Origin of the sequence: Geobacillus thermodenitrificans subsp. thermodenitrificans DSM 465, from assembly GCF_000496575.1 — a bacterium.
In the GTDB taxonomy this organism is placed as follows: Bacteria; Bacillota; Bacilli; order Bacillales; family Anoxybacillaceae; genus Geobacillus; species Geobacillus thermodenitrificans.
In genome coordinates, this window is sequence record NZ_AYKT01000015.1 from 22,036 (window position 1) to 46,708 (window position 24,673).

Genomic DNA, 24,673 nt, shown 5'->3' on the forward strand with positions numbered 1-24,673 from the left:
CGAGTGAACGTATGGACCGCCAACAAGCCGAACGGCGCGCGGCCGAGCTGCGCGAGCTGTTAAACCGCTACGGGTATGAATATTATGTGCTCGACCGGCCGTCCGTCCCGGATGCGGAGTATGACCGGCTTATGCAAGAGCTCATCGCTATTGAAAAACAGTATCCGGAGCTAAAAACGAGCGATTCGCCGACTCAGCGAATCGGCGGCCCGCCGCTTGAGGCGTTTCGCAAGGTGACGCATCGCGTCCCGATGATGAGCTTAGCAAACGCGTTTAACGAAGGCGATTTGCGTGATTTTGACCGCCGCGTTCGTCAAGAAGTGGGAGAGGCGGCGTATGTGTGTGAATTGAAAATCGACGGTCTTGCCGTCTCAGTTCGTTATGAAGACGGCTATTTCGTCCAAGGAGCGACGCGTGGTGACGGAACGACAGGGGAGGACATTACAGAAAATTTGAAGACGATCCGCTCGCTGCCGCTGCGCCTCAACGAGCCGGTGTCGCTGGAGGCGCGCGGCGAGGCGTTCATGCCGAAAGCGTCATTTTTACGCTTGAATGAAGAGCGCCAAGCGCGTGGTGAAGAACTGTTTGCCAATCCGCGCAACGCCGCGGCCGGTTCGCTCCGCCAGCTCGATCCGAAAGTGGCAGCTTCGCGCCAGCTTGATCTGTTTGTCTACGGCTTAGCCAATGCTGAGGAGCTGGGCATTGAGTCACATAGCGCGGCGCTCAGCTATTTGCAGTCGCTCGGGTTCAAAGTGAACCCGGAGCGGCGGCGCTGTGCCACGATTGATGAAGTGATCGCATTTGTCAACGAGTGGAAAGAGAAGCGGCCGCAACTGCCGTATGAGATCGACGGCATCGTCATTAAAGTCGATTCGTTTGCCCAACAGCGGCAGCTCGGGGCGACAGCGAAAAGCCCACGTTGGGCGATCGCCTACAAATTCCCAGCCGAAGAAGTGGTCACCACGCTCATCGGCATCGAGGTGAATGTGGGTCGCACCGGCGCTGTCACTCCGACGGCAATCTTAGAGCCGGTTCGTGTCGCCGGCACGACTGTGCAGCGCGCCACTCTTCATAACGAAGATTTTATTCGTGAGAAAGATATTCGCATCGGCGATGCCGTCATTATTAAAAAGGCGGGCGATATCATCCCGGAAGTCGTCGGTGTCGTCGTCGATCGGCGCGACGGGGACGAAGTGCCGTTTACAATGCCGACGCATTGTCCGGAATGTGAAAGCGAACTCGTTCGTCTTGACGGGGAAGTGGCGCTCCGTTGCTTAAACCCGAAATGCCCGGCTCAGCTGCGTGAACGGCTCATTCACTTTGCGTCAAGGTCGGCAATGAACATAGAAGGGTTAGGAGAAAAAGTTGTTACCCAACTGTTTAACGCTGGCCTTGTCCATGATGTCGCCGATTTGTACCGGCTGACGAAAGAACAGCTTGTCGGGCTAGAACGGATGGGTGAAAAGTCGGCAGCGAATTTGCTTGCAGCGATTGAAGCGTCAAAGCAAAACTCGCTTGAGCGGCTGTTATTCGGCCTTGGTATCCGTTATGTCGGGGCGAAGGCAGCCCAGCTGTTGGCCGAACATTTCGAAACGATGGAGCGTCTCGAGGCAGCGACAAAAGACGAATTGATGGCCGTGCCGGAGATCGGGGAAAAAATGGCTGACTCGATTACCACTTATTTTTCCCAGCCGGAAGCGGTTGAGTTGTTGAATGAGCTGCGCACCTATGGTGTCAATATGGCATACAAAGGACGGAAACGGACGGCTGAAACGCCAGCCTCATCGGTGCTGGCCGGCAAAACGGTCGTCCTGACCGGCAAACTTGCGTCGATGTCACGAAATGAAGCGAAAGAACAAATCGAGCGGCTCGGCGGTCGTGTCACCGGCAGCGTCAGCCGCAGCACCGACATCGTCATCGCCGGTGAAGATGCCGGTTCAAAGCTCGATAAAGCTCAGCAGCTTGGCATTGAGATTTGGGATGAAACACGATTTTTGCAAGAGATAAGCAGGGAGGAACAATGAAACGAATCTCGATCATTAGCAGCTTGGTTGCCTGCCGTTGGACAAAGCGGGCCCGAAAGCGGCTCGCCGTCCTCGGGCTCGCCTCCTTCTGTTTGTTGTCTGCGTGTGCGCCAAAATTTGACCAAGGCGAAGAAGTTGTGCAAAACAAAGGAAGCAAAGAGCAAGAAGCCGTCATTCCGAAATACAACATTTCTGACTCGTATTACCGTGTTGTCTTGCCGTTTAAACCGTCCGGGGCGCGTGGACAGGTCGTCGGCGATTTAAATACGCGACTGGATGTCGATGAATTTGAAACGGGACTCATGCGCTTGGCCTCTGAACAATTCCCCACGGACGATTACTTGTTCCAAGAGGGGCAATATTTGGACGGTAAGACGGTGAACAAGTGGCTCGAACGTAAGCGGACGAGCAACCAGCTAAAAGAAGAAAAAATGAAACCGGAAGACAACATCGGCTTAAACCCGCCGATTAGCGATACCGGAACGAACGAGCAAAAAAATAAACAAAGTCCGATTTATTTGGCGAGCATTTTGGAGCACGACTATTTGGTGAAAGTGGACAACGATAAGGTGAAACTCGGCGGTGTTGCCATTGGATTGGCGCTCAACTCCGTTCACTATTACTCGACTGAGCAAGGCTACCCGCGCGAGGTGAAAATCAAAGATGATGTCATTGAACGGGAAGGAAAACAGATTGCCGCCGAGGTGCTAAAACGGCTGCGAAATATAAAAGGGCTTGGCAGTGTACCGATCACGATTGCCTTATACAAGCAAGCACCGCGCTCGTCCGTTACTCCAGGACATTTTTTCGCTGTCACTCATGTGGATGAAGGGAGCAACACGATTGACAAGTGGGAAGCGGTGAACGAGGAATATTACTTATTCCCGTCCGATGAAGCGGAAAAAAATCACCGCGACGACTGGCTGAAATTCAATAATTTTAAATCAGACGTTGAGGACTTTTTCCCGAATTACACCGGCATCGTCGGCAAAGGGCTGTATGTCAACGATCAGCTCCAGAAGCTGACGATCAACATAACGATTCCGTTTTATGGTAAAATGGAAGTGATCGGTTTTACGCAATATGTCACCGGCTTAGTAATGGAGAAGTTCCCGGATTACATCACTGTCAACGTTTACATCTCTTCAACCGGCCAGCCAGAAAGTCTTATTGTACGTCAAGCGAAAGTAAACGAGCCGTTTGTGCATATTTATCGATGACGAACCAACCATGGCACGACATCCTCTCCAGATCAGCTGGGGAGGATGTTTTGTTCATGTGAAGTTTTCGGATGATTGCTCAGGAACAGGGTGTGGCTTATTTAGCCGATAAACGATTCGAAACGGCTAAGGGGCTTTAGGTATGTGGGAATGGCTGAGCGGTATCATGCAATAGTTCTGTTCCATCACGGTGTGATCCAATCCCGTCGCTTACCGATTGCGACGAATATGGGAGAAATTAGTGGAATTGGCACTTGGTTGGATGGATGACCGGTTGGTAAAATGATGGTTAGAAGACGGTTTTTGGCATTGGAAGGCAACAGCTGCCTTTGTCATGCTTGTATTAAAAAGGGGCGATCGCTTGTCCCGAAAATACGCGGGTAAAGGTGTGGATACAAGATGAAAGCAATTTGTGTATTTTGTGGATCAAGCTATGGACAGAACAGCAAATATAAAGAAGCAGCGCAGGAGCTTGGGATGTTTTTAGCTCGCCGCGGCATTACGCTGATTTACGGCGGAGGAAAGGCTGGGCTGATGGGAGAGGTGGCCGAGGCAGTGCTAGGCCATCAAGGGCATGTCGTCGGGATCATTCCACAGTTTTTGAAAGATCGAGAAGTAGCTCATGATCGGTTGAGCGAGTTGGTCGTCGTCGATACAATGCATACGCGCAAGGCGAAAATGAACGAAGCAGCCGACGGGTTTATCGCCCTGCCTGGAGGATATGGAACGTACGAAGAGCTGTTTGAAGTGCTGTCGTGGTCGCGTGTCGGCCTTCACCAAAAACCGATCGGCCTGCTCAATGTGGACGGCTTTTTTGACCCGCTCCTCGACTTGCTTCGGCACACGGTTCAACAAGGATTTGCCGCCCCACAAGATCTCGAGCTGATCGTGAGTGCCGGGGATGTTCCGACGCTATATGAGCAGATGAGCATGTTCCGCCATCGTCGCGGGCAGCGATGATGGCGGGGTGGTTTGCCGCTAAGTCTTTAAGCCGGCGAATTGTTTACTTCATATGCGGCGCAGATGCCGGATTCAATGGCTCCTTGAATCCAGCCATGGTGCGTGGAAGTATGTTCCCCAGCAAAATGAACCCTTCCTTCGGGGGTAGCAATATAGGGGGAAATCTCTGTTATTTGATTCGGCTTCATCAGTGTAAAGGCGCCGCCCGAGTATGGATAGCGTACCCAGCTATGACTTGTTCCGGTTTCAAATTCGCGGTACACTTGTTCACCATGGAGGACGGCTAAGTTTTTTAACGTGTATTCGAGCCGCTCTTCAGCGCTTAGGCTGTCCCACGGGATCGTGTCGTCTTCCCACGTATAGCTGGCCAATACGACGCCTGGTCCAGTCGTGCCGATGCCTTGGCTTGGATATTGGGTGTAGCGAATTGGCAAATCGGACACTGTTCGTCCCCCGAACAAGCCTTCTTTTTCCCAAAAACGTGTTTTAAACTGGATGCCGGTTTTCGTTGAACCGACATAATGAAGTTCGCGAATGGCTTTTCGTTTATTCTCGGAAAACGAATGGCGTGGTTCAATGTCGACAAATTGCAAAATCGAAAACGGGATGGTGACGATCACTCGATCGGCTGTGATTTGAAATGGCTGAAGAATTTTTGTATGGATCGCATGAATGGTGACACTGTTTTTGTTTTGGACAATTTTTTGCACTTTATGGCTAAAGAGCAGCTCATCCTTCAGTTGCGGCAAAAAGGCCTTTGGAAGCCGATCGTTGCCGCCAACAATTTTATAAAAGCGCATGTTCGGTGTAAACAATGTCATCAGTTCGCGCAACAGCCCAAGAAACGACAATTCCGGGAATCCTTCGAGCGAGAGGACCGCTTTGATCATATCGATAGCACCTACCGATAGCCTTAGGCCGAACGGGTTGTAACGCAAATAGGTGTCAAACGAGTAGTGGTCGAGCTGTTCGATGACAATCGGCCAATGTTTCTCTGGGTTTTGTTCAATGAATTGAATGACTGGGCGAACCGCCATTTGCAATAGTTCGGAAGCCGTTTTGCCTCGTTCATAGGAAGCGATGGGAAAGCCAAAGAGGTCGGGATGCCGTTCGTATTCGCTAAGGCGCGCTTTGATACCGCGAAAATACAAAATGTCGCGCGGAGTGCTGTTGACAAAAGGGTGGATCGGCAAGTTGAACTTTTGGATGTATTCCAACGTCAAGCGGTGGGTGTGTGGAATGCGCATCGCGCCCGCTTCGAAATACTGGTCATCGCGAAAGTCGGATCGGATCGTGTAGATTCGGCCGCCGACCCGCTCAGATGCCTCAAGAATGGTGACGCGATGGCCCGCCTGTTTCAGCAGTGATGCCGCCACAAGCCCGGCCATGCCAGCACCGATAATGACGATCTTTTTCGGTATGGATGTTTTCTTTAACCCGTTTCGAATAATCGAGATCATCGTCTCCATGGGCAGTCTCGGAGAAATATAGGGATGTGCCACGTGTCAATCCCCCTTTGCCATTTTCACTACATTTGGATGAAACTACGGTTATTCCATCCTATTCAGCAGCAAAGGGGGATATGTGAAAAGCATCTGTCACGATTCAGAAACGATATACGTCCCTCCAGCTAGCTCGAAGCGGCGCCTTGGCTGAATGCCGGCGATCCGACATAAAAATGGCCTTGTTGACGGGCGATCGTCGGCTTTGTAAAAGCGGAGAGCGATGCCGTCAACGGTTAGCTCCGCATATGTTCCCTCTTCATCGTGCCTAACCTCGGGTACCGGCAAGCCAAACAGCCGGCGGTAGCCGTCGATGGCGCGATCGAGATCGAGCGTATAGAGGCTAATCGATGACAAAGAAGGGGAACCGATCGGGTGGCGCATCAGCGGCGCCAATTCATTCATCCGCATGTCGTCGCTGTCGCCCCATTCGATGAAAAACGGGTAACGGAACGCGCCGCCTGTGTCGTCTTCAAGAAACAGCATTGACCACGTGAGCAACTTGCCGTCATCGCGCTGGCGACTGCCAGGGAACGGCCCGATTGGGGTGAATCCTTTGTTCCGTAGCTGCTTTGCCAATGATTCGATATCGTTCGTCCGGAACGCTAATTGAGAAAAGCCACTTCCCTCTTGGCTGTCGGCGACAAGCTGGGTGATGAGCGGATTTCCGCATGTGTTCGCCGTCTGCATGTCAGCGATGCCGATCCATTCAATGTAGCAGAGCGGCTTGAAATAGCACAATGCGTTATACGTTCCCCATGACAAATGGCGGCCGCCATGGGAGGCCGTAAACCCTAATTGCTCAAACGCTGCTTTCGCTTGTTCGGGGCGCTCGGTTAAATGAACGAGATGGTCAAACGCGATATTCATGACGTTGGGCTCCTTTCCTATATGAGAATGGATCAGTAGGACAGCACTTCTTTTCGTTTGACAGATGATGCATTCGTTATCGACCGTACGGTGGGCGATGAAATCTAAGTCCAACTGGATGTCTTCGATTTGAGGTCAATGATTCGGCACGGGAATCTATGTTTTGTTCGAGGTGGTTTCTAAACCGAGAAGGTTCCCACCTTCACGCATGAGCACAAGTGGGAGATGAATCGGAGTCTTTCACCAAGCGTGGAACGTATAAGGATGTCTTGGTTGACAGCCTGCTGTGGCGAGCATTCTCAAGCATCTCCCATCTTTAAGTGTAAACGTAGGTGGGGGGAGTGTTCAATTCTAATGAAGCGCTTTCTCGCAAGGTGATGTGCATCAGCTGCAAGAGCATCGGTTCCCTCTTGGCGGTGAAGAAAGGGCGGAAACGATGCTGTGCCTTTCTTTTTCCCAGCGTGAAGCAAGCCTTGGTGTTGACGCCGTTATTATTCCATGCGGATCTCTGGTTGTTTCTTACGCATTTCTGACTGTTCCGGCTGAATGGTGATTTATTACCGCTCGAGTTGTTTTTGTTGATAAACTGACGCAATGGGACATCCATCGTGTTCGGGCTGTCGAGCGCTTAGGCAAGCGATGTTTCGTTCATCGTTACAAGTTCCTTTTTATCAGTTATGGCGTATATGTTCGTGTATGTCCATTGACAACCACTCAAATTGGTCCGGAATGTTGCTTTATTTCCTTAAATTTTGGTATCATCATAGTATTGTGGAAGGTCGACCATGTCGGAGGTGAATACGATGTCGCGAATTTCGATTGAACAAGTAAAACATGTCGCGGATTTAGCGCGGTTAGCGATGACGGATGAGGAGGCGGAACTGTTTACGAAACAGCTTGACGCCATCATTACATTTGCCGAGCAGTTGAATGAGCTGGATACGGAAAATGTACCGCCGACATCGCACGTGCTCGATATGAGAAACGTGATGCGCGAAGATGAGCCGGAGCCTGGACTGCCGCGTGAAGAAGTGTTGAAAAACGCGCCGGATCAGCAAGACGGCCAATTCCGTGTACCAGCCATTTTAGAGTAAGGAGGGGGATTTATGTCGCTCTTTGACCATACGGTGTCCGAATTACATACGTTATTGCAGAAAAAAGAAGTGTCCATTTCGGATTTAGTTGATGAATCATACCGCCGCATCGGCGAAGTGGAAGAAAAAGTACAAGCGTTTTTAACGTTAAACGAAGAACAAGCGCGGGCGAAAGCGAAAGAGCTTGACGACAAGCTGGCGAAAGGCGAGGAAACAAACCCGCTGTTTGGCTTGCCGATCGGCATTAAAGACAACATTGTCACCAAAGGACTGCGCACGACATGTGCCAGCAAAATTTTATATAACTTTGATCCGATTTACGATGCGACCGTTATGGAACGGCTGAATGCTGCGGGCGCGATTACGATCGGGAAGCTGAACATGGACGAGTTTGCCATGGGTTCGTCGACGGAAAACTCCGGGTTCCAGCTGACGCGCAACCCATGGGATTTGGAGCGCGTTCCAGGCGGTTCAAGCGGCGGTTCGGCCGCGGCAGTGGCGGCAGGCGAAGTGCCGTTTTCGCTAGGATCAGATACGGGTGGTTCGATCCGCCAGCCAGCAGCGTTTTGCGGAGTTGTCGGATTGAAGCCGACGTACGGTCGCGTTTCGCGTTTCGGGCTCGTCGCGTTTGCGTCGTCGCTTGACCAAATTGGTCCGATTACGCGCACGGTAGAAGATAATGCATATTTGTTGCAAGTGATCGCTGGCGTTGACCCGATGGATTCGACGTCGGCGAATATTGACGTGCCAAACTACGTTGAGGCGTTAACAGGCGATATCAAAGGGCTGAAAATCGCTGTGCCAAAAGAATATTTAGGCGAAGGCGTCGCCGAAGAAGTACGCCAGTCGGTGCTTGCGGCACTCAGTGTGCTGGAGAAGCTTGGAGCGACATGGGAAGAAGTGTCGCTGCCACATTCGAAATATGCCTTGGCGACGTACTATTTGCTTGCTTCGTCGGAAGCATCTGCCAACCTTGCCCGCTTTGACGGTGTCCGCTACGGCTACCGGACGGACAATGCGAAAAACTTGATCGATATGTACAAACAAACGCGGAGCGAAGGGTTCGGCAGCGAAGTCAAACGCCGTATTATGCTTGGGACGTTTGCCTTAAGCTCGGGCTATTACGATGCGTATTACAAAAAGGCACAAAAAGTGCGGACGTTAATTAAACGCGACTTTGAAAATGTCTTTGAACAATACGATGTCATCATCGGTCCGACGACGCCGACGCCAGCGTTTAAAATCGGCGAGAAAACGAGCGATCCGCTGACCATGTATATGAACGATATTTTAACGATTCCGGTCAACCTTGCGGGTGTACCGGCGATTTCTGTGCCGTGCGGCTTTGTTGATGGCTTGCCGGTCGGCTTGCAAATTATCGGCAAGCATTTTGATGAAAGCACGGTCTACCGTGTCGCTCACGCCTTTGAACAAGCGACCGATTACCATAAGCAAAAACCGGTGTTATAAGGGGGGATAGACGATGAATTTTGAAACGGTCATCGGACTTGAGGTGCACGTCGAGCTGAAAACAAAATCGAAAATTTTCTCAAGCAGCCCGAACGCATTCGGTGCGCCCCCGAATACGCAAACGAACGTCATCGATTTAGGGTATCCGGGTGTGCTGCCGGTCTTGAACCGGCAAGCGGTCGAGTTTGCGATGAAGGCGGCGATGGCGTTAAACTGCGAAATCGCGACCGAGACAAAATTTGACCGCAAAAACTATTTTTATCCGGACAACCCGAAGGCGTACCAAATTTCGCAATACGACCAACCGCTTGGCAAAAACGGTTGGATTGAAATTGAAGTGAACGGGAAAAAGAAAAAAATCGGCATCACCCGCATCCATCTCGAGGAAGATGCCGGTAAATTGATGCATACAGGCGACGGCTATTCGCTTGTTGACTTTAACCGTCAAGGGACGCCACTTATTGAGATCGTCTCCGAGCCGGACATCCGCTCGCCGGAAGAAGCGTACGCCTACTTGGAAAAATTAAAAGCGATCATCCAATATACCGGCGTTTCCGACTGCAAAATGGAAGAAGGGTCGCTTCGCTGCGACGCCAATATTTCGCTTCGCCCGCTCGGTTCGGACAAGTTCGGTACAAAAACGGAATTGAAAAACCTCAACTCATTCAACTTCGTCCGCATGGGGCTCGAGTACGAGGCGAAACGGCAAGAGAAAATTTTGCTCTCCGGTGGCGTCATCCGTCAAGAAACGCGGCGGTTTGACGAAGCGACGAAAACGACCGTTTTGATGCGCGTCAAAGAAGGTTCGGAAGACTACCGTTACTTCCCAGAGCCGGATTTGGTCATGCTTTACATTGACGACGAATGGAAAGAGCGCGTCCGCGCCTCGATTCCGGAGCTGCCGGACGCCCGCCGGAAGCGGTATGTCGAAGAGTGGGGCTTGCCAGAATATGACGCCAAAGTGCTCACACTGACAAAAGAAATGGCCGACTTCTTTGAAGCGACCGTTGCGAACGGCGCTGATCCGAAACTGGCGTCGAACTGGCTCATGGTAGAAGTATCCGGTTACTTAAACTCCGAACAAAAAGAGCTTCATGACATCGCCTTGACGCCGGAAAGTCTAGCTGGGATGATCAAGCTCATCCAAAACGGCACGATTTCGTCGAAAATCGCGAAAAAAGTGTTTAAAGAGCTCGTTGAACACGGCGGCGATCCAGAGAAAATCGTCAAAGAAAAAGGGCTTGTGCAAATTTCCGACGAAGGAGCGCTGCGCAAAATCGTGCTAGAAGTGCTAGATGCCAACCCGCAGTCGGTGGAAGACTATAAAAACGGTAAAGACCGTGCGCTCGGCTTCCTCGTTGGCCAAGTGATGAAAGCAACGAAAGGGCAAGCGAACCCGCCGCTTGTCAACAAGCTGCTTGTTGAAGAAATCAATAAGCGATAAATCAAAAGACAAGGCTGCTGACCGGCAGCCTTGTCTTTTCATTTTATTTTTTAGACTTTTAAAAAAATACAATTGACATCCCTCAATGGAAATGATAGATTTTTAGACAAAACCAACTGAATTAGTTGGATATAGACATCAAGAGGAGCGAGAGAGGAAGAATCAAAACAGAGAGGGATGAGAACGATGAGTGAAGAACGTGCATTCCGCCCAGAGACGCTCGCCATCCATGCGGGGCAACAACCGGATGCAGAAACAGGTTCGCGAGCGGTACCGATTTATCAAACGAGTTCGTATGTATTCCGTGACAGTGAGCACGCGGCCAATTTGTTTGGATTGAAAGAGGAAGGATACATTTATACGCGTATTATGAACCCGACGAACGATGTGCTTGAAAAGCGAATCGCGGCGTTAGAAGGCGGCGTTGGAGCGCTGGCGCTGTCATCGGGGCAGGCGGCAGTGTTTTATTCGCTCATCAACATCGCCTCGGCGGGTGATGAAATTGTATCGTCTTCGTCCATTTACGGCGGCACATACAACTTGTTCGCCCATACGCTGCGCAAATTTGGCATTACGGTGAAGTTTGTTGACTCGTCTGATCCGGAAAACTTTGAGAAGGCCATTACTGGCAAAACGAAAGCAGTGTTTGCTGAAACGATCGGCAACCCGAAAAACGATGTGCTCGACATTGAAGCGGTAGCTGATATCGCTCATCGCCACGGCATTCCGCTCATCGTTGATAACACGGTTGCCAGCCCGTACCTGCTGCGGCCGATTGAGTTTGGCGCTGATATCGTTGTCCATTCGGCGACAAAGTTTATCGGCGGGCACGGCAATTCGATCGGCGGTGTCATTGTCGACAGCGGCAAGTTTGACTGGAAAGGAAGCGGCAAGTTTCCGGAGTTCACCGAACCTGATCCGAGTTATCATGGTTTGGTGTATGTCGATGCTGTTGGGGAAGCAGCGTATATCACGAAAGCGCGTATTCAGCTGTTGCGCGACTTAGGGGCAGCGCTGTCGCCGTTTAATGCGTTTTTGCTTTTGCAAGGATTAGAGACGCTTCATTTACGGATGCAGCGTCATAGCGAAAATGCGCTCGCTGTTGCTAAGTTTTTGGAAGAGGAAGAAGCCGTCGAATCCGTCAGCTATCCAGGGCTTCCAAGCCATCCGTCACATGAACTCGCGAAAAAGTATTTGCCAAACGGGCAAGGTGCGATCGTTACGTTTGAAATCAAAGGTGGCGTCGAAGCCGGGAAAAAATTGATCGACTCGGTGAAGCTGTTCTCGCATTTGGCCAACATCGGTGATTCGAAATCGCTCATCATCCACCCAGCCAGCACGACGCACGAGCAGCTGACCCCGGAAGAACAGCTGTCCGCCGGTGTCACCCCAGGTCTTGTTCGCCTGTCTGTCGGCACGGAGTCGATCGACGACATTTTAGAAGACTTACGCCAAGCCATTCGCCAAAGCCAAACCGTGGCGGTGAAGTAGTGGGCATCAACAGATGCGTATACAACACTACCATGAAATTTAGGGATTGAGAAGTGAGGGCTGAACTAAAACGCACGCGCGTTTTGGATCAGCCCTGCTTTTTTACTCCCAAAGAAGAATTGAGCTCATTCTAGTCGGATAGCGACTGCCATCAAAAGAAAGATGCCTTTTTTATATGGAAAGAGGATAGATCATTGACACACTTGTGGTGTAGAAATTCGTGAGGGGTGTGCTCATTTTAAACGTGCAACTGTACGAAGTGCAGATCTAATGTTCATTGAATAATCAAATGGAAGTGATTGAGCGAACCGAATAGTGCCCTGTATTTGAAAAGAATGCGGAGCGCTTTCGTGTAGCGGTCTTCCTCGTTACGTCAACTGCACCATCCTGATCTTGAACAAGCAAGTCGTCATGTAGAAGATGTTGTGTATTTTGCCAATAACCTTTTGAGATAGTCTCGTATACACAATAAATTTAAGAACATTATAAAAAATATATACAAATACATTAGAAAAATATTAGAATTTCCATTTATGCTAAATGTCGAAAAAAGGTTTTTTGTTTTGGCATTAACTATTTGATGAAAAAGGCAGGAATTCATAATCGTTTTGTACATCTTTCATCAAGTAGTTAATGATAAATATCAACAATAAAAAGGAGGAAATGAAAGAATGGCGAAGTTTGATGATTTTGATTTGGACATTGTGGTGAAAAAACAGGACGACGTGGTACAACCGAACGTGACGAGTAAATCTCTTTGTACGCCAGGTTGTATCACAGGTGTGTTAATGTGTCTCACGCAAAATTCTTGTGTATCTTGTAACTCTTGCATTCGATGCTAATGGTTTCGATTGATCACACATTCATTGAACCATGTGAGCGTTAAATCACGCTAACAAGGTCGATCATAGGCTAACTTCCGACAAAAAAGAAAAAGGGAATTTGGCACTTACATTCACCCTTGATCGACAATCGTCAAGGAGGAGAAGGATTAGTAAGGACAAGGGCAGAAATAAAGAGGATAAGAAGCCCTTGTCCATTCTTGATTTTTCCTTAGATCATCTTGGAATGGTCCATGACTCATTATATCTCGGGTGAGACAGACATGATAGGGCCACCCGATGTTTTTGATGACATCAAGCATAAAAAACAAGCAATGCTAATATCTTTTGACTTGCATATACATCTCGCCCGCTCAGAATGAAACAGACCGGATTATTTTATGAAAGAAAAAACTGGGCGATAAAAGGGATTGGAGTGATAACGTTTGCTACATGTAGTTGCGTTAGGCACGACTGATTTGCGGCCCTACCCCATCAGAATGTTGTGAACCCACAGACAGGTGTCATTATTCCTCAGTCTGTTGTTTCAAAAACAAAGTCGATAAGTTTGAAGGAAGGGCAAACTGCTCAAACATGAAGTATCACAACAATTTTTGAAACACCCCGCAAAAACCAAATGTCGTTTCGAAAGCAACACAAGATTGGGCCGCCAGCTTTCTGCTTCGTACGAGGCAGAAGGTGTCAGCTGCTTTAGTATGGAATGTATGTATAGTTCCGTATAGAATCCCCTTTTAACTTATGGAGATGGTGAATGATTGAGTAGGAGGCTTTATTATGAACGATCTTGTCTTTAAAAACATCGATACGTTTATGATTCGAACACCGGTTTTATCAGTAGACAACTATTTAAGATTTTTTGATCAAAAATTGACTGAGGGAGAAATGAAAGAGCGTCTGTTGGAAATTTGTCATAACCCTGTATTTAGAGAGAGTATCTTAGTAGCGAGTAAAAGTTTATATAATAAAATGATTGATTTTTGCAACGGCAAGGAAATAAAAAAATACGATTATTTTATCAAAGCCATTTATAAGTATTTGATAAGAATTAGCACGAGACCAACGCCATTTGGTCTTTTTGCAGGAGTAGACTTTGGTGAATACACGGATGAAAATACATCAATAAGATATGGAACGAATAAATATAAGAAATTTGCTAGGCCAGATTTAGAATGGCTGATGAAGATTGTAAAGAAATTGGAACAAGAACAATATGAGCAATTATGGTTCACGGTGAATGACAGTATATTTTTAAAAGGAGAACGGGCATATTTACTACATTCGACACGAAAAGACGATGACAAGCGAGTCAATGAAATCAGCGTCAGAGTCACCCTTCCTTTTAAAATCACGTGTGAATTAGCTCGTCACTTGATCCATTACCAAACATTAAAAAAAGAATTAATAAAACAATTTCCAAATACGAGTGAGGAAAAAATTGAACGTTTTCTCAAGCAACTAATAGAAAACGAATTTTTAATTTCCAATCTCCGCCCACCATTAACAGTAATGGATCAGCTTGATTATCTGATAAAGCGATTGAAAGAAAGCCATATAGAAGAGTGGAGTAACGAATTAATTGATATTCAACAAAAGATTCGCACATATACCATGACCCCGTTAGGAGAAGGGGAGCAAATATATAAAGAGTTACATAAAAAAATGAAAAAGTTAGCCGATACCAAAAATGTGTTACAAGTTGATATGAAGTTAAACTTACAAGAAAAGAAACTGAACAAGCAAGTGATAAAAGATGTAAATGAACTAATGCACATACTTCTACCTTTTTCGATGACCTATCAACAAACAGATTCTCCACTTTCGAGGTACAAGCAAGAATTTATCGAAAAATATGGGGTGGACAGAGAAGTTCCTTTACTAGAAATGCTTGATAATGATCTTGGTATAGGAGCACCTATGGATTATACAAACCCGAAAAACGCAAGACTCGCTGTAGGTGTGCCCCATCAATTGATTGATGAGCAGTTAAGAGAATATTTTCTTCATAAATATATCGAGGCGGTTAAAGACAAAAAAAGTATAACAATAACAGAAGACGAGATAAAAGAATTGGGTCTAGATGATTATGATTACCAAAGCATCCCGGATTCATTAGACATTAACGTCATTGTAAAATGTGACTCGGAACAAGATCTTGAGAACAATCATTTCAAATACTATATTGGCCCTAATTTAGGATCGACCCATGCGGGGAAAAGTTTTGGAAGGTTTTCTTATATGATGGAAGGGGAAGAGAAACTCTTCGAAACGTTAAATAAAGAAATGTTGAACTTGAATAATGATAGTGGCGAGTATGTAACTTGTGAGCTTGTTTATTTGCCAAATGAAACGAGACATGCCAATGTGACAAGAAATATTCATAACAGCGAATACGAACTTGCGTTGTTTACTAACAACAGCAAAGATGAATATCATCGATTGAGCTTAAATGATATTTTGATCGGCATAGAGAACGATATGTTTTATGCCAAAAGCAAAACACTAAATAAAAAGTTGATTATTACTATGAATAATATGTTGAATACACAAAATGCCCCGAATGCGATTCGTTTTTTGTATGATATAAGCTTAGATGGCAAAAAAATTTGGTGTAATTTCCCTTGGGATACAATCTTTCAAGACTATGCTTACATACCGGCAATTGAATACAAAAATTTCGTCATAGCACCGCGAAAATGGGTGATCAATAAGATTATTAAAACAAACGACAAAATTAGTTTTACGGAATTTGAAAAACGCTTTAAAAAATTTTGTTCTGATTATGATGTGCCGAAATATGTTTATTTGACTTTTGCAGATAATCGGATTTTGTTGAATACAGAGGATGAAAATTGTTTAAGAATTCTTCATCACGAATTTAACAATAGATACGGAAACATTATTCTAAGTTCTTATGAAGAGGCTGATCTTCATTTAGTTAAAGATGATGACGAAAAAGAGTATGTTTGTGAATTGGTCATTCCGTTAGTGAAAGTGAAACAAGAAAATCGTCAATGGTATGCCAAAGCGAAAAAATCAAATCATATCCCAAGTTTTTCAGATATAAGAGTCAAGTTGCCTTTTGAAAATTGGCTTTATTTAAAATTGTACGGTGTCCATTCTAGAGCGGATGATTTCATCGCCTTTTATCTTTCAGAATATTGTCGCGAAAAATTGGCTAAAGGAGAAATTGAAAAATATTTCTTTATACGGTATGCCGACCCGGAGCAACATATAAGATTAAGGCTGAATGCCAGTGAAGAGAAACTTCTACAGATTTATCCGGATATGAAACAATGGCTGCGAACGTTAATCGAAAAAAGAGTGGTGAGTCGTTTTTCCATCGACTGCTATGAAAGAGAAATTGAGCGTTATGGTGGAACAGAATTGATCGATCTTGCAGAAAACTTATTTTTCTTCGATAGCATAGTAGTAGAGGACATATTAAAGTTAAAACGTTTGAAACATATTCAATTTAGCGATGAAGTGATCGGAATGGTTTCCATCATTCATTATATGGAACAGTTCGGCCTAAATTATGAAAGTCAATTGGATTTCTTGCAACAGCAAGTCAACAAACAAGACTATCGTGAAGATTTTCAAAAGAATCGATCTGTTTACATGAAAGTTTGTAATACGGATAATGATTGGCAAGGGTTAAGAGACACTGATGAGGGGATGTTATTATTAAACGTTTTGAACCAAAGAAACAGAAGCATAAAAGAGTATGCAAGCAAGATCCAGGACGGTCTCGAAGCTTCTTCTGAATTATCTATTTTAGACAGTGTGGTTCATTTACACTGTAACAGGCTATTCGGCATTGATCGAGAATTTGAAAAGAAAATCCGTACATTAGTTGCCCATACGTTATATGCATTAAAGTATATTAAAGCTCATGGATTAGTGTTAAAAAATTAAAGATGTTATCCATTTGTCCAAGCATTGGGGAGACGATATATAAATGGACCCACGACTTGGACTTTTTTCAACAAAAGCTCGACAAGCTCTCTTCTGTGTATTCAGGTGAAAAAACTTTTATGACGGGAAGAAGATCTCATTTTAGCATGCGGGGATTGAAAATGTTATGAATATAAAAGAGTATGATGATCACGTTACTATCAAAGATATTGTGAAATCAATAAGGATAGTTCCCAAGACGCTTGTTCTTATAAAGAACGTCGACAAACAAAGTTTTTTTATCATTATTTTCTTAAGCTTATTAATGGGAGGCGCACCGATTGTTACATTGCTCGGTTCGCAAAACTTGTTGAATGCAATCGGGTCCCAAAATATTCATATTATTATATCGGCATTGATCTTTTATATTTCTGCTGTTTTACTCAGCGAGATCATCAGCAGTTTCATGGAATATTACCAAAATAAGTTTCAAACTCTCATCAACTACAAACTTAATTTGCAAATCATGGACAAGTGTACAAGATTGTCTTTACGGCATTTTGAGGATGCCGAAGTTTATGATATGTTGCAAAGAGTACAGAATGAAACGCCGTATAAGCCATTTGAAGTGTTTTTATCCATATTAGGTGCAATATCGGCGATTGTAACCTTTTTTTCATCGATGATGATTCTGATCCATTGGAAACCGTGGGTGTTGATTATATTAATCTTCATACCACTCGTTTTTTCTTTTTATTTTTTCAAGATTGGCCAAAGAGAGTTTAATGTTAGTTGGTTGCGTGCACCGGAAAAAAGGAAATCATGGTATTTGTCTTACCTAATGACAAGAGACAACACGTTCAAAGAAGTCAAAATATATAACTTGGCAGGCTATATTTTGAACAAATTTAAAGAAATCAACAAAACGTTCGTCGGGCAGGATATCCATCTTTTTAAAAGAAGAACGGTTTTTACATTTATTTTTGAGCTCGTTGAACAAATATGTATCAATACCGTACTTGTTATCATCATCATTTCGGCGTTGGCAGGTGAAATCCTTATAGGTCACGTCGTGGGGCTTATTCAGGCCTTGAACTTAATTTCTAGCAACTCTAAGAAAATATTGAATATCATCCATTCCTTGTATAAAAACAATTTATATATCAACCAACTGTTTGAATTTTTGGGGTTAGACGAAGAAGTATTGGACAAAGGAGATCGATTCGTATCAGGGATAGACAAAATCGAAAATATTAAGATAAGAAATTTAACGTTTCGTTATCCAACGAATCCAAAAGTAGTATTGAAAAATATTAACCTCGACATCAACAAAGGGGAAAGAATAGCCATCGTCGGTGCAAATGGATCAGGAAAAAGCACCCTTATAAAACTTTTATTGAAATTGTATGAGCACGATGAGGATAGCATTTTTTATAATGGTGTGTCCATCAATGATTTGGATACGGAACAATTGAGAAAAAACATTGCCGTGTTGTTCCAAGATTTTGTGAAGTATGAATTGAAATTAAGGGAAAACGTGGGGTTTGGCGATATTACGCGCATTGATCGTGACGGAGAATTAAAACAAGCCATGGAGAGGGCGAGAGTAAATTTTATCGAGGATTTAGATACTCAGCTTGGTTTATGGTTTGTCGACGGTGTTCAGCTTTCGGGAGGACAGTGGCAAAAAGTAGCGATTGCTAGGGCGTTATTTCGGGATGCATCCGTATATATATTGGATGAACCTAGCTCGGCACTGGATCCCATTTCCGAGAAAGAAGTCATTGATATGTTTATCAATATGACAAAAGATAAAATTGGTATCTTTATCTCACATCGTCTATCAACAGCTAAACTTGCCGATAAAATCGTAGTAATGAATGATGGTGAAATTGTCGGTATAGGTACGCATTGGGAATTGTTAGCTACGAATGAGTTATACAGAAGAATGTATGAATTGGAAGCTTTGAAAAACGAGGAGGAGTATGAGCATCTCAATGAAAGCGCTGGTTTGTAATCTTGCGAAAAAATTGTCGGATTATGAGAATATGAAGCGAATCGTCAATCACCCAAGTAATTATATTAAAATTGGAAACAAGACGATAAATCCGTTTAATGAGTTAAGTTTAAGCCATGGGTTACCAGCCTTATGTGCGCTGTACGGCGAATTGAGCGAACAATATCCGGATGAAGGTTGGGATTTATTAGGGCATCAATACATGAAAAAAATCGGTGAACAAATGAATCAACACGGTTTCCCTTCTTTATCTATGTTTACCGGATTGGCAGGGATCGGCCTTGCTGCAGTATGTTTATCCAAGGGAGGAAAAAGGTATCAAAACTTTATCTCAACGATTAATCAAGTCATCGAAGAAAGAATCGGAGAAATGATCGAGTATTTGAAACAGAAACCGTATCCGAATATGGACGATTACGATGCTATTTCGGGAGTAGCGGGTATAGCGAGCTACTGCCTATTATTTCCGCAAGAGATGAAAAAAAGTATTACGTTAATCTTAAAATACATTATAGATTTATCTCAAGATAAACAAATGGAGGATATCAACGTTCCTGGCTGGTATATTCCTCCAATGAATGCTTTTTCAGACACCGAAAGGAGAAAATGGCCATCGGGTTTCTTTAACATTGGGTTGTCTCACGGTATACCTGCTTTACTCATTGTCTTGTGCAATGCCAAAAAACTGAATATTTACGTACATGGGCAAGATGAATGCATTCAAAGAATAGCTGATTTTCTTATGAAGTTTCAAATTAAAGATGAAAATGGCTCTTATTGGGGGACTCATGTTTCTCTAGAGGAATACAAAAATGGCTCTGTCCTAAACAAAGATACAAGGGATGCCTGGTGTTATGGCACGCCTGGTGTTGCTTATTCGTTACTTATAGCAGGTAAAACTCTAAATAATCAATCATACATTGATTGTGCTGTCAGCGGAATGAAACTGGCAAGCAAACGGCTTTACAACATTTTTTCTCCTTCCTTCTGTCATGGTTTATCGGGAGTTGCGTATATATGCAACAGATTTTATGAAGAAACGAATATCAGCGATTTTAAGGAAGCCGCCTGCAAATTAGTCGATGATATAATAAAATTTTATAATGAGGAATTCCCTTTTGGCTTTAAAAATATTGAGGAGAGCGAAGGAAGCACGAAATATTATGATTATGTGGGACTAATCGATGGAACAGCGGGAATTTTATTGACGATATTAGCTATACAAAACTCGAAAAAAACGCCTTGGGATTGTGCATTTTTATTATCTGAAGTTTAAATGTTGTTTATATACAATGGAAAAGCCGACTGATCGATGGTTGGAGGCAAGCCGCAGAGGGGGCTCCATCATACCTTGGCGTACCGATCGGTCGAACAACTCCCTAAAAAGGGGGTTGTTCGATCGACCGGTCATCGATCAAATATGTTGGAAAAGGTTCATAGACAAGAGGTGTCTTTCACCCGGGCGTCACTCAAGACGTGCGCATTTTTTAGTAAAAAGCAACAAAGAGTAAAGCTTCACATTGCACCTATGAACAACGCAACGGTGTTATGAGATTACCCCATGATATGGGGATGGAATAGGTTAAAATGCGATTCAACTGTATGGGGGATCAAAAGATGAATAACAAGAAAATTTTGGTCGTTGATGATGATGAAGATATTTGCTGCACCATTAAACAATATTTGGAGCTTCATCATTATCAGGTAGAAACGGTCCACAGCGGCGTAGAAGCGTTGAAGATGATAAACGACGATTTTGATTTGATTGTGTTGGATATCATGATGGAAGGAATTGACGGAATGGAGCTGTGTACAATCATTCGTGATCGGGTTGATTACCCTATTGTATTTGTTAGTGCTAAAACGCTGGAGGAAGATAAGGTTCAAGCTCTGGCGATCGGTGGGGATGATTACATCACCAAACCGTTCAGCTTAAAGGAGTTAAAGGCGAGAATTGATTCTCATTTAAGAAGGGAAGAACGGATTCGTTCAAACGAGAGATATCTTTTGAGTTCTAAAAATATTACGATTGATCTTTTGGCTAACGAAGTCTTTTGTAAAGGAAAGAAATTACCGTTAACAAAAAAAGAATATGAGATTGTTAAGTTGTTGATGCTCAATAAAAAGGTCGTTTTCTCCAAAGAAAGAATCTTTGAACGAGTATGGGGGATTGACTCCGACAGCCAGTTAGACACTGTTACAGAAAGCATTAAAAATATTCGAAAGAAAATCAAGGCCGTCGATCCAGAAACCTCTTATATTCAAACATTATATGGGCTCGGTTATAAATGGGATGTGACCGATGAAAAAGAATAAAACGATTAAACGAGATTTTTATTTGTTAGTTGTGAAAGTCGTGTTGGCAACGGCAATCTCTTCGGCCGTTACTTATTTATGCTTAATCTATTTGATTATTACATTAGCCACGAACGATGTGGTGAAACCGACAAATTATTTCGTGAAGGATTTGGATTTGATTGAAAAAAAGGTGAAAGAAAACGAAGAGGCGATTTTCAAGGGGAGATTAATTCCCATCCATCGTTACAGTGAAAAGATACAGGGAGAAGTTGTAGACATCAGCGGTAAGCATCTGTATGGTGATCGAGAAATTATAGACGATCAAGTGGATATTAGTCAATCGATCAACCGTGAGATTGTAAAAGGAAGCTATGTGTATCGGTTCATTCCCTTGAAGCATGATAACGCCATTCAGGCGGTATATGTGTTGAAAGCGCCTTTTGGGTTCATCATTAACAATCAAAATCGCTTCGAAGCCGTGTTGATTTATGCTGTGATGTTTATTTCTCCGTTGATCTTTTTTATTGTCTATTTGATTTTCTTTACATCTAGGCTGTACAAATCATTGTTTCATAATGTCAAACTGTTGCTCCAGGCTTCTGATCACATTGCAAGCGGGAATTTTGATTTTCAAGTCTCGGGGTTGAAAAGAAAAGAGTTTATCAAGATCCAGGATTCCTTTAATACCATGATCAGTGCACTGAAAGAAATGGTGGAACGTTTAGCAAAGACCGATGACGAACGAAAAATGATGGTATCATCGATCGCACATGATATCAGAACCCCGTTAACGGTCATCCAAGGACAAATTGATTTGATTCAAGATTTGAGAAAGTTGGACCACTTTGATGTCACTCCCCATTTAGAGATTATTCGCAAAAACTGTGGGAAGATGACCATGTTGACAGATAATTTGTCGTTGCTCTATAAAGTGGAGAATGACCACTTCTCATTGAATGGAAAAGAAGTGGATGTAAGGCAAATCCTTGAGGAGAAAAAACTAGAGATCTCAACAATGGTTTACCATCAAAAATCGATAAACATTTGCTTTGATGTGAATTTGCAAAAATCACGTTACATACTTGATGAAGCGATGTTAATGAGAGTGTTGGACAATATTTTATACAACAGCCTGAGGTTTACAAAAAGCGGAGAAATTAAGTTGGAAGTCTATGATGAAAAAGAGGGGAATGAGTGTAAAATCTATTTTCGCTGTTCAGATACAGGAACGGGGTTTAAAGAAAACGATACGTCTTTGTTGTTCCAGCCTTTTTACCAGGATAAGCAGTATAAAAATCATGTTGGATTAGGACTGTATATTGCCAAACGAATTGTGAATCATCATGGCGGTGAAATTTGGGCCTACAACAATGAAAAAGGCGGAGCGACGGTTGAATTTTATATTAAGGAGCTATCTGATTAATCATCCAATCTTATGGGCTTTCCGCCGTTATAGAGAGTGGAGAATGCAGCTAGGGAGGAATTTCTCTTTCCCTAGCTGACAGTCTCTAAGCCTTTATTTTCTTTTAGCAATCAAAAATTGGTGGTTCACCGTAACAGCCACTTCTTCATCTGGGTTTACGCCTTTGATGCTGTATACCCAACCAAAGTTCAAGTGAGTTCGTTTTTCATCCGTTTGATCGGGAATGACTTCGATCTTTCGCAGCTCTTTTTTACTCAAGATTTGATGATGCTCATTGATGGTAATCGTCTCCGCTACTTTCCCGATCGGTTTGTTCAATTGATTCCGATCGACTTTTGCTGCTTGAATCATGTACGTTCGGCCTTGATAGTGAATTTCTTGCAAATTTTCTTTGTTCAACTCGTATTTTGGTAATTTCCGATCGATCTCCATATTTTGTGTGGCTGTCTTTTTTAAGTCACTGACAAGTGAACAACCTCCTATAAAGAGGATTCCAATCAACATGAGGAGTAAGATGGAGTTTTTCATCGTTACTCTGAAACCTCCTTTTTTACCATCCCATTGAGAGGGAGCAGTGAACTTTCATTCATGTGGTTGATTTCCTTCCCAACGATGAAACCAGATCGAACCGATGATGGTGACGATGATGAAGCTTAGAAGGGCGTAGGCTATTCCTTCCCATAATGATAGCGAAAAGGAATTTAACAACTGCGCCCCCAAGGCTTGCTTTACTTCGGGCATCATAAGAATCGGAAATTGTGAGAGACGAACAGCCCAAGCCCAAGGAATATAGCTCCATACGTGATCGCCTAAGGAAGTTGCGCCAATCAGGGCGGAAATGAGAAATCCGCCGCTTCCTACTGCGATCGAGGCTCCCATTCCAAAGGCAAAGCTGATGAACAGATGCAAGGAAAAAAGGATGAGTGAGCCCACGATGGAGAGCATGGCTCCTTGCAAAAATAACTGATAATGAATGTGCGCCACTTTGAGTACGTATTTCATTCCAACGAGCATGAGAATCGTCGCTAGCAAGATGTCCGCGCATGCAATAAAGATGAGCAGCGTGAGTTTGCCAACATACCATTGAACTTTGGATACAGGACCGGTCAAGATGTTCATGAAACTTCCTGCTTTTTCTTCTTGATAGGACATCAGCCCAGTCAGTAGGGAGATAATGATCGGTAAGGAAACGGCCATTACTTCAAAAAATCCTTGATAGATTTTCATCTGCCAAAACGTAGAGGTACGGTAGTGCGAAAAATACCATACCATAAAGAGCGAATAAATGATTGGCGTGATGATGACCATCATCCGAATCGCTGTGCGTTTTGTTTTTATCCATTCGGATGACAGAAGGCGAAGAAACCACATGTTAATACACTTCCTTTCGCGCAAACCAAACGGCGGTTAAAAAAGATAACAATAGAAACATGACAAGGGCAATCGCCAGGCCTATTGGAATGACAGAAGGATCCAATAGCGGACTCCCTTTTTCCAAAGGAACACCGTTCGGATGAACCCCGACGATCGGGCACATCATCCTCATTCCCCAGCTCCATGGGATGAACAGCCAATACGGTTGTGCGGCCATGACTACCCCTAAGGCGAGGCCGATGACACTGACAATGATCGAGACTACCATCCCGAACCGCTCGGCCACAAATAATCCGATCGGGATATAGGCTAAAGAGGTCAACCAAATGACCAAGCTGGCGAATACGGCGACCGTAGCTGATGAGAGGCTGTTGGGAAAAAGCCATTTCAATAAAACAAGCAAGATGATCAGCTCTATTGTTGAGAGCAACATGTAATAGGCGATGACGGTGATTTTGCTCCACCATAGACGCACGATGCTAATGTCGTGACAACGCAATACTTTATCGTTTCCTGACTTTTTCTCCCTTACCGTTGACAAGGAAGCGATCAAGGCTGTTCCAATCGGAACAAAAATCAATGGCCACCAATTAAATACGGCATATTCGAAATAATTGTGTGTGGAATTTACAGTTGGCATGGTGATGATGGCGTACAGGACAAAGAAAAGCGGAGCGATGAATACAAGTTTTTTCGCAAACGTCCGCTTATATTTTAAACGTTCTGACTCGAACATATTGAGCATGATTT

18 protein-coding genes are annotated in these 24,673 nt (G+C 44.3%); 13 read left to right on the top strand and 5 right to left on the bottom strand.

What is annotated here, in order from left to right; genetic code table 11:
- Nucleotides 1–11: 11 nt before the first annotated feature.
- From ligA to DSM465_RS0113985, 3 genes are all read left to right on the top strand, one after another.
- Entirely contained in the window at nucleotides 12–2,024 is a 2,013-nt protein-coding gene (gene ligA / locus DSM465_RS0113975) for an NAD-dependent DNA ligase LigA (protein ID WP_029761604.1), read from the top strand.
- A complete protein-coding gene (locus DSM465_RS0113980; protein WP_029761605.1) occupies nucleotides 2,021–3,244 on the top strand; it encodes a CamS family sex pheromone protein in 1,224 nt (407 codons plus the stop codon). The genes ligA and DSM465_RS0113980 overlap by 4 nt, the downstream gene beginning before the upstream one ends.
- 399 nt (nucleotides 3,245–3,643) lie before the next feature.
- On the top strand, nucleotides 3,644–4,204 hold the full coding sequence (locus tag DSM465_RS0113985; protein WP_029761606.1) for an LOG family protein: 561 nt from the start codon (nucleotides 3,644–3,646) through the stop codon (nucleotides 4,202–4,204).
- A 26-nt stretch (nucleotides 4,205–4,230) separates the two neighbouring features.
- On the opposite strand, the gene DSM465_RS0113990 is transcribed toward DSM465_RS0113985, so the two are convergent.
- Nucleotides 4,231–5,706 carry a flavin monoamine oxidase family protein gene (locus tag DSM465_RS0113990; RefSeq protein ID WP_080320019.1) on the bottom strand — a complete coding sequence of 492 codons (1,476 nt, stop codon included), beginning with the start codon at nucleotides 5,704–5,706 and terminating at the stop codon, nucleotides 4,231–4,233.
- Between the two features lie 96 nt (nucleotides 5,707–5,802).
- The gene (locus DSM465_RS0113995) at nucleotides 5,803–6,576 is read right to left on the bottom strand and encodes a VOC family protein (RefSeq protein WP_029761608.1); all 774 of its coding nucleotides are present in this window, start codon (nucleotides 6,574–6,576) and stop codon (nucleotides 5,803–5,805) included.
- 803 nt (nucleotides 6,577–7,379) lie between these two features.
- Here DSM465_RS0113995 and gatC point away from each other — a divergent pair.
- The 10 genes from gatC (at nucleotide 7,380) to DSM465_RS0114045 (ending at nucleotide 22,549) form a co-directional block, all read left to right on the top strand.
- A complete protein-coding gene (gene gatC / locus DSM465_RS0114000) occupies nucleotides 7,380–7,670 on the top strand; it encodes an Asp-tRNA(Asn)/Glu-tRNA(Gln) amidotransferase subunit GatC (RefSeq protein WP_008881445.1) in 291 nt (96 codons plus the stop codon).
- A gap of 12 nt (nucleotides 7,671–7,682) precedes the next feature.
- The gene (gatA, locus tag DSM465_RS0114005; RefSeq protein ID WP_008881444.1) at nucleotides 7,683–9,140 is read left to right on the top strand and encodes an Asp-tRNA(Asn)/Glu-tRNA(Gln) amidotransferase subunit GatA; all 1,458 of its coding nucleotides are present in this window, start codon (nucleotides 7,683–7,685) and stop codon (nucleotides 9,138–9,140) included.
- Between the two features lie 13 nt (nucleotides 9,141–9,153).
- Nucleotides 9,154–10,584, top strand: a complete 1,431-nt coding sequence (gatB, locus tag DSM465_RS0114010; protein WP_008881443.1) for an Asp-tRNA(Asn)/Glu-tRNA(Gln) amidotransferase subunit GatB — start codon at nucleotides 9,154–9,156, stop codon at nucleotides 10,582–10,584.
- 186 nt (nucleotides 10,585–10,770) lie between these two features.
- Nucleotides 10,771–12,075: a homocysteine synthase gene (locus DSM465_RS0114015; protein ID WP_008881442.1), complete on the top strand. Its 1,305-nt coding sequence runs from the start codon at nucleotides 10,771–10,773 to the stop codon at nucleotides 12,073–12,075.
- Between the two features lie 671 nt (nucleotides 12,076–12,746).
- Nucleotides 12,747–12,917 (top strand): gallidermin/nisin family lantibiotic, encoded by a 171-nt coding sequence (locus DSM465_RS19055; protein WP_008881441.1) that lies wholly within the window; start codon nucleotides 12,747–12,749, stop codon nucleotides 12,915–12,917.
- Nucleotides 12,918–13,691: 774 nt separating this feature from the next.
- Nucleotides 13,692–16,832: a lantibiotic dehydratase gene (locus DSM465_RS0114020; protein WP_029761609.1), complete on the top strand. Its 3,141-nt coding sequence runs from the start codon at nucleotides 13,692–13,694 to the stop codon at nucleotides 16,830–16,832.
- Nucleotides 16,833–16,998: 166 nt separating this feature from the next.
- Nucleotides 16,999–18,828 (top strand): ABC transporter ATP-binding protein, encoded by a 1,830-nt coding sequence (locus DSM465_RS0114025; RefSeq protein WP_008881438.1) that lies wholly within the window; start codon nucleotides 16,999–17,001, stop codon nucleotides 18,826–18,828.
- The gene (locus DSM465_RS0114030) at nucleotides 18,797–20,104 is read left to right on the top strand and encodes a lanthionine synthetase C family protein (RefSeq protein ID WP_011886697.1); all 1,308 of its coding nucleotides are present in this window, start codon (nucleotides 18,797–18,799) and stop codon (nucleotides 20,102–20,104) included. The genes DSM465_RS0114025 and DSM465_RS0114030 overlap by 32 nt, the downstream gene beginning before the upstream one ends.
- Nucleotides 20,105–20,445: 341 nt before the next feature.
- A complete protein-coding gene (locus DSM465_RS0114040) occupies nucleotides 20,446–21,144 on the top strand; it encodes a response regulator transcription factor (RefSeq protein ID WP_008881436.1) in 699 nt (232 codons plus the stop codon).
- Nucleotides 21,131–22,549 (top strand): HAMP domain-containing sensor histidine kinase, encoded by a 1,419-nt coding sequence (locus DSM465_RS0114045; protein ID WP_011886698.1) that lies wholly within the window; start codon nucleotides 21,131–21,133, stop codon nucleotides 22,547–22,549. Before DSM465_RS0114040 ends, DSM465_RS0114045 begins: the two co-directional genes overlap by 14 nt.
- Nucleotides 22,550–22,642: 93 nt before the next feature.
- Here DSM465_RS0114045 and DSM465_RS0114050 read toward each other — a convergent pair whose 3' ends face one another.
- From DSM465_RS0114050 to DSM465_RS0114060, 3 genes are read right to left on the bottom strand one after another with little or no spacing between them, the layout of a single operon-like run.
- The gene (locus DSM465_RS0114050) at nucleotides 22,643–23,077 is read right to left on the bottom strand and encodes a NisI/SpaI family lantibiotic immunity lipoprotein (RefSeq protein WP_011886699.1); all 435 of its coding nucleotides are present in this window, start codon (nucleotides 23,075–23,077) and stop codon (nucleotides 22,643–22,645) included.
- Between the two features lie 54 nt (nucleotides 23,078–23,131).
- Nucleotides 23,132–23,920, bottom strand: coding sequence for a lantibiotic immunity ABC transporter MutG family permease subunit (locus DSM465_RS0114055; RefSeq protein ID WP_029761610.1), 789 nt, complete (start codon nucleotides 23,918–23,920; stop codon nucleotides 23,132–23,134).
- A 1-nt stretch (nucleotide 23,921) separates the two neighbouring features.
- A complete protein-coding gene (locus DSM465_RS0114060; RefSeq protein WP_011886701.1) occupies nucleotides 23,922–24,668 on the bottom strand; it encodes a lantibiotic immunity ABC transporter MutE/EpiE family permease subunit in 747 nt (248 codons plus the stop codon).
- Between the last annotated feature and the right edge of the window lie 5 nt (nucleotides 24,669–24,673).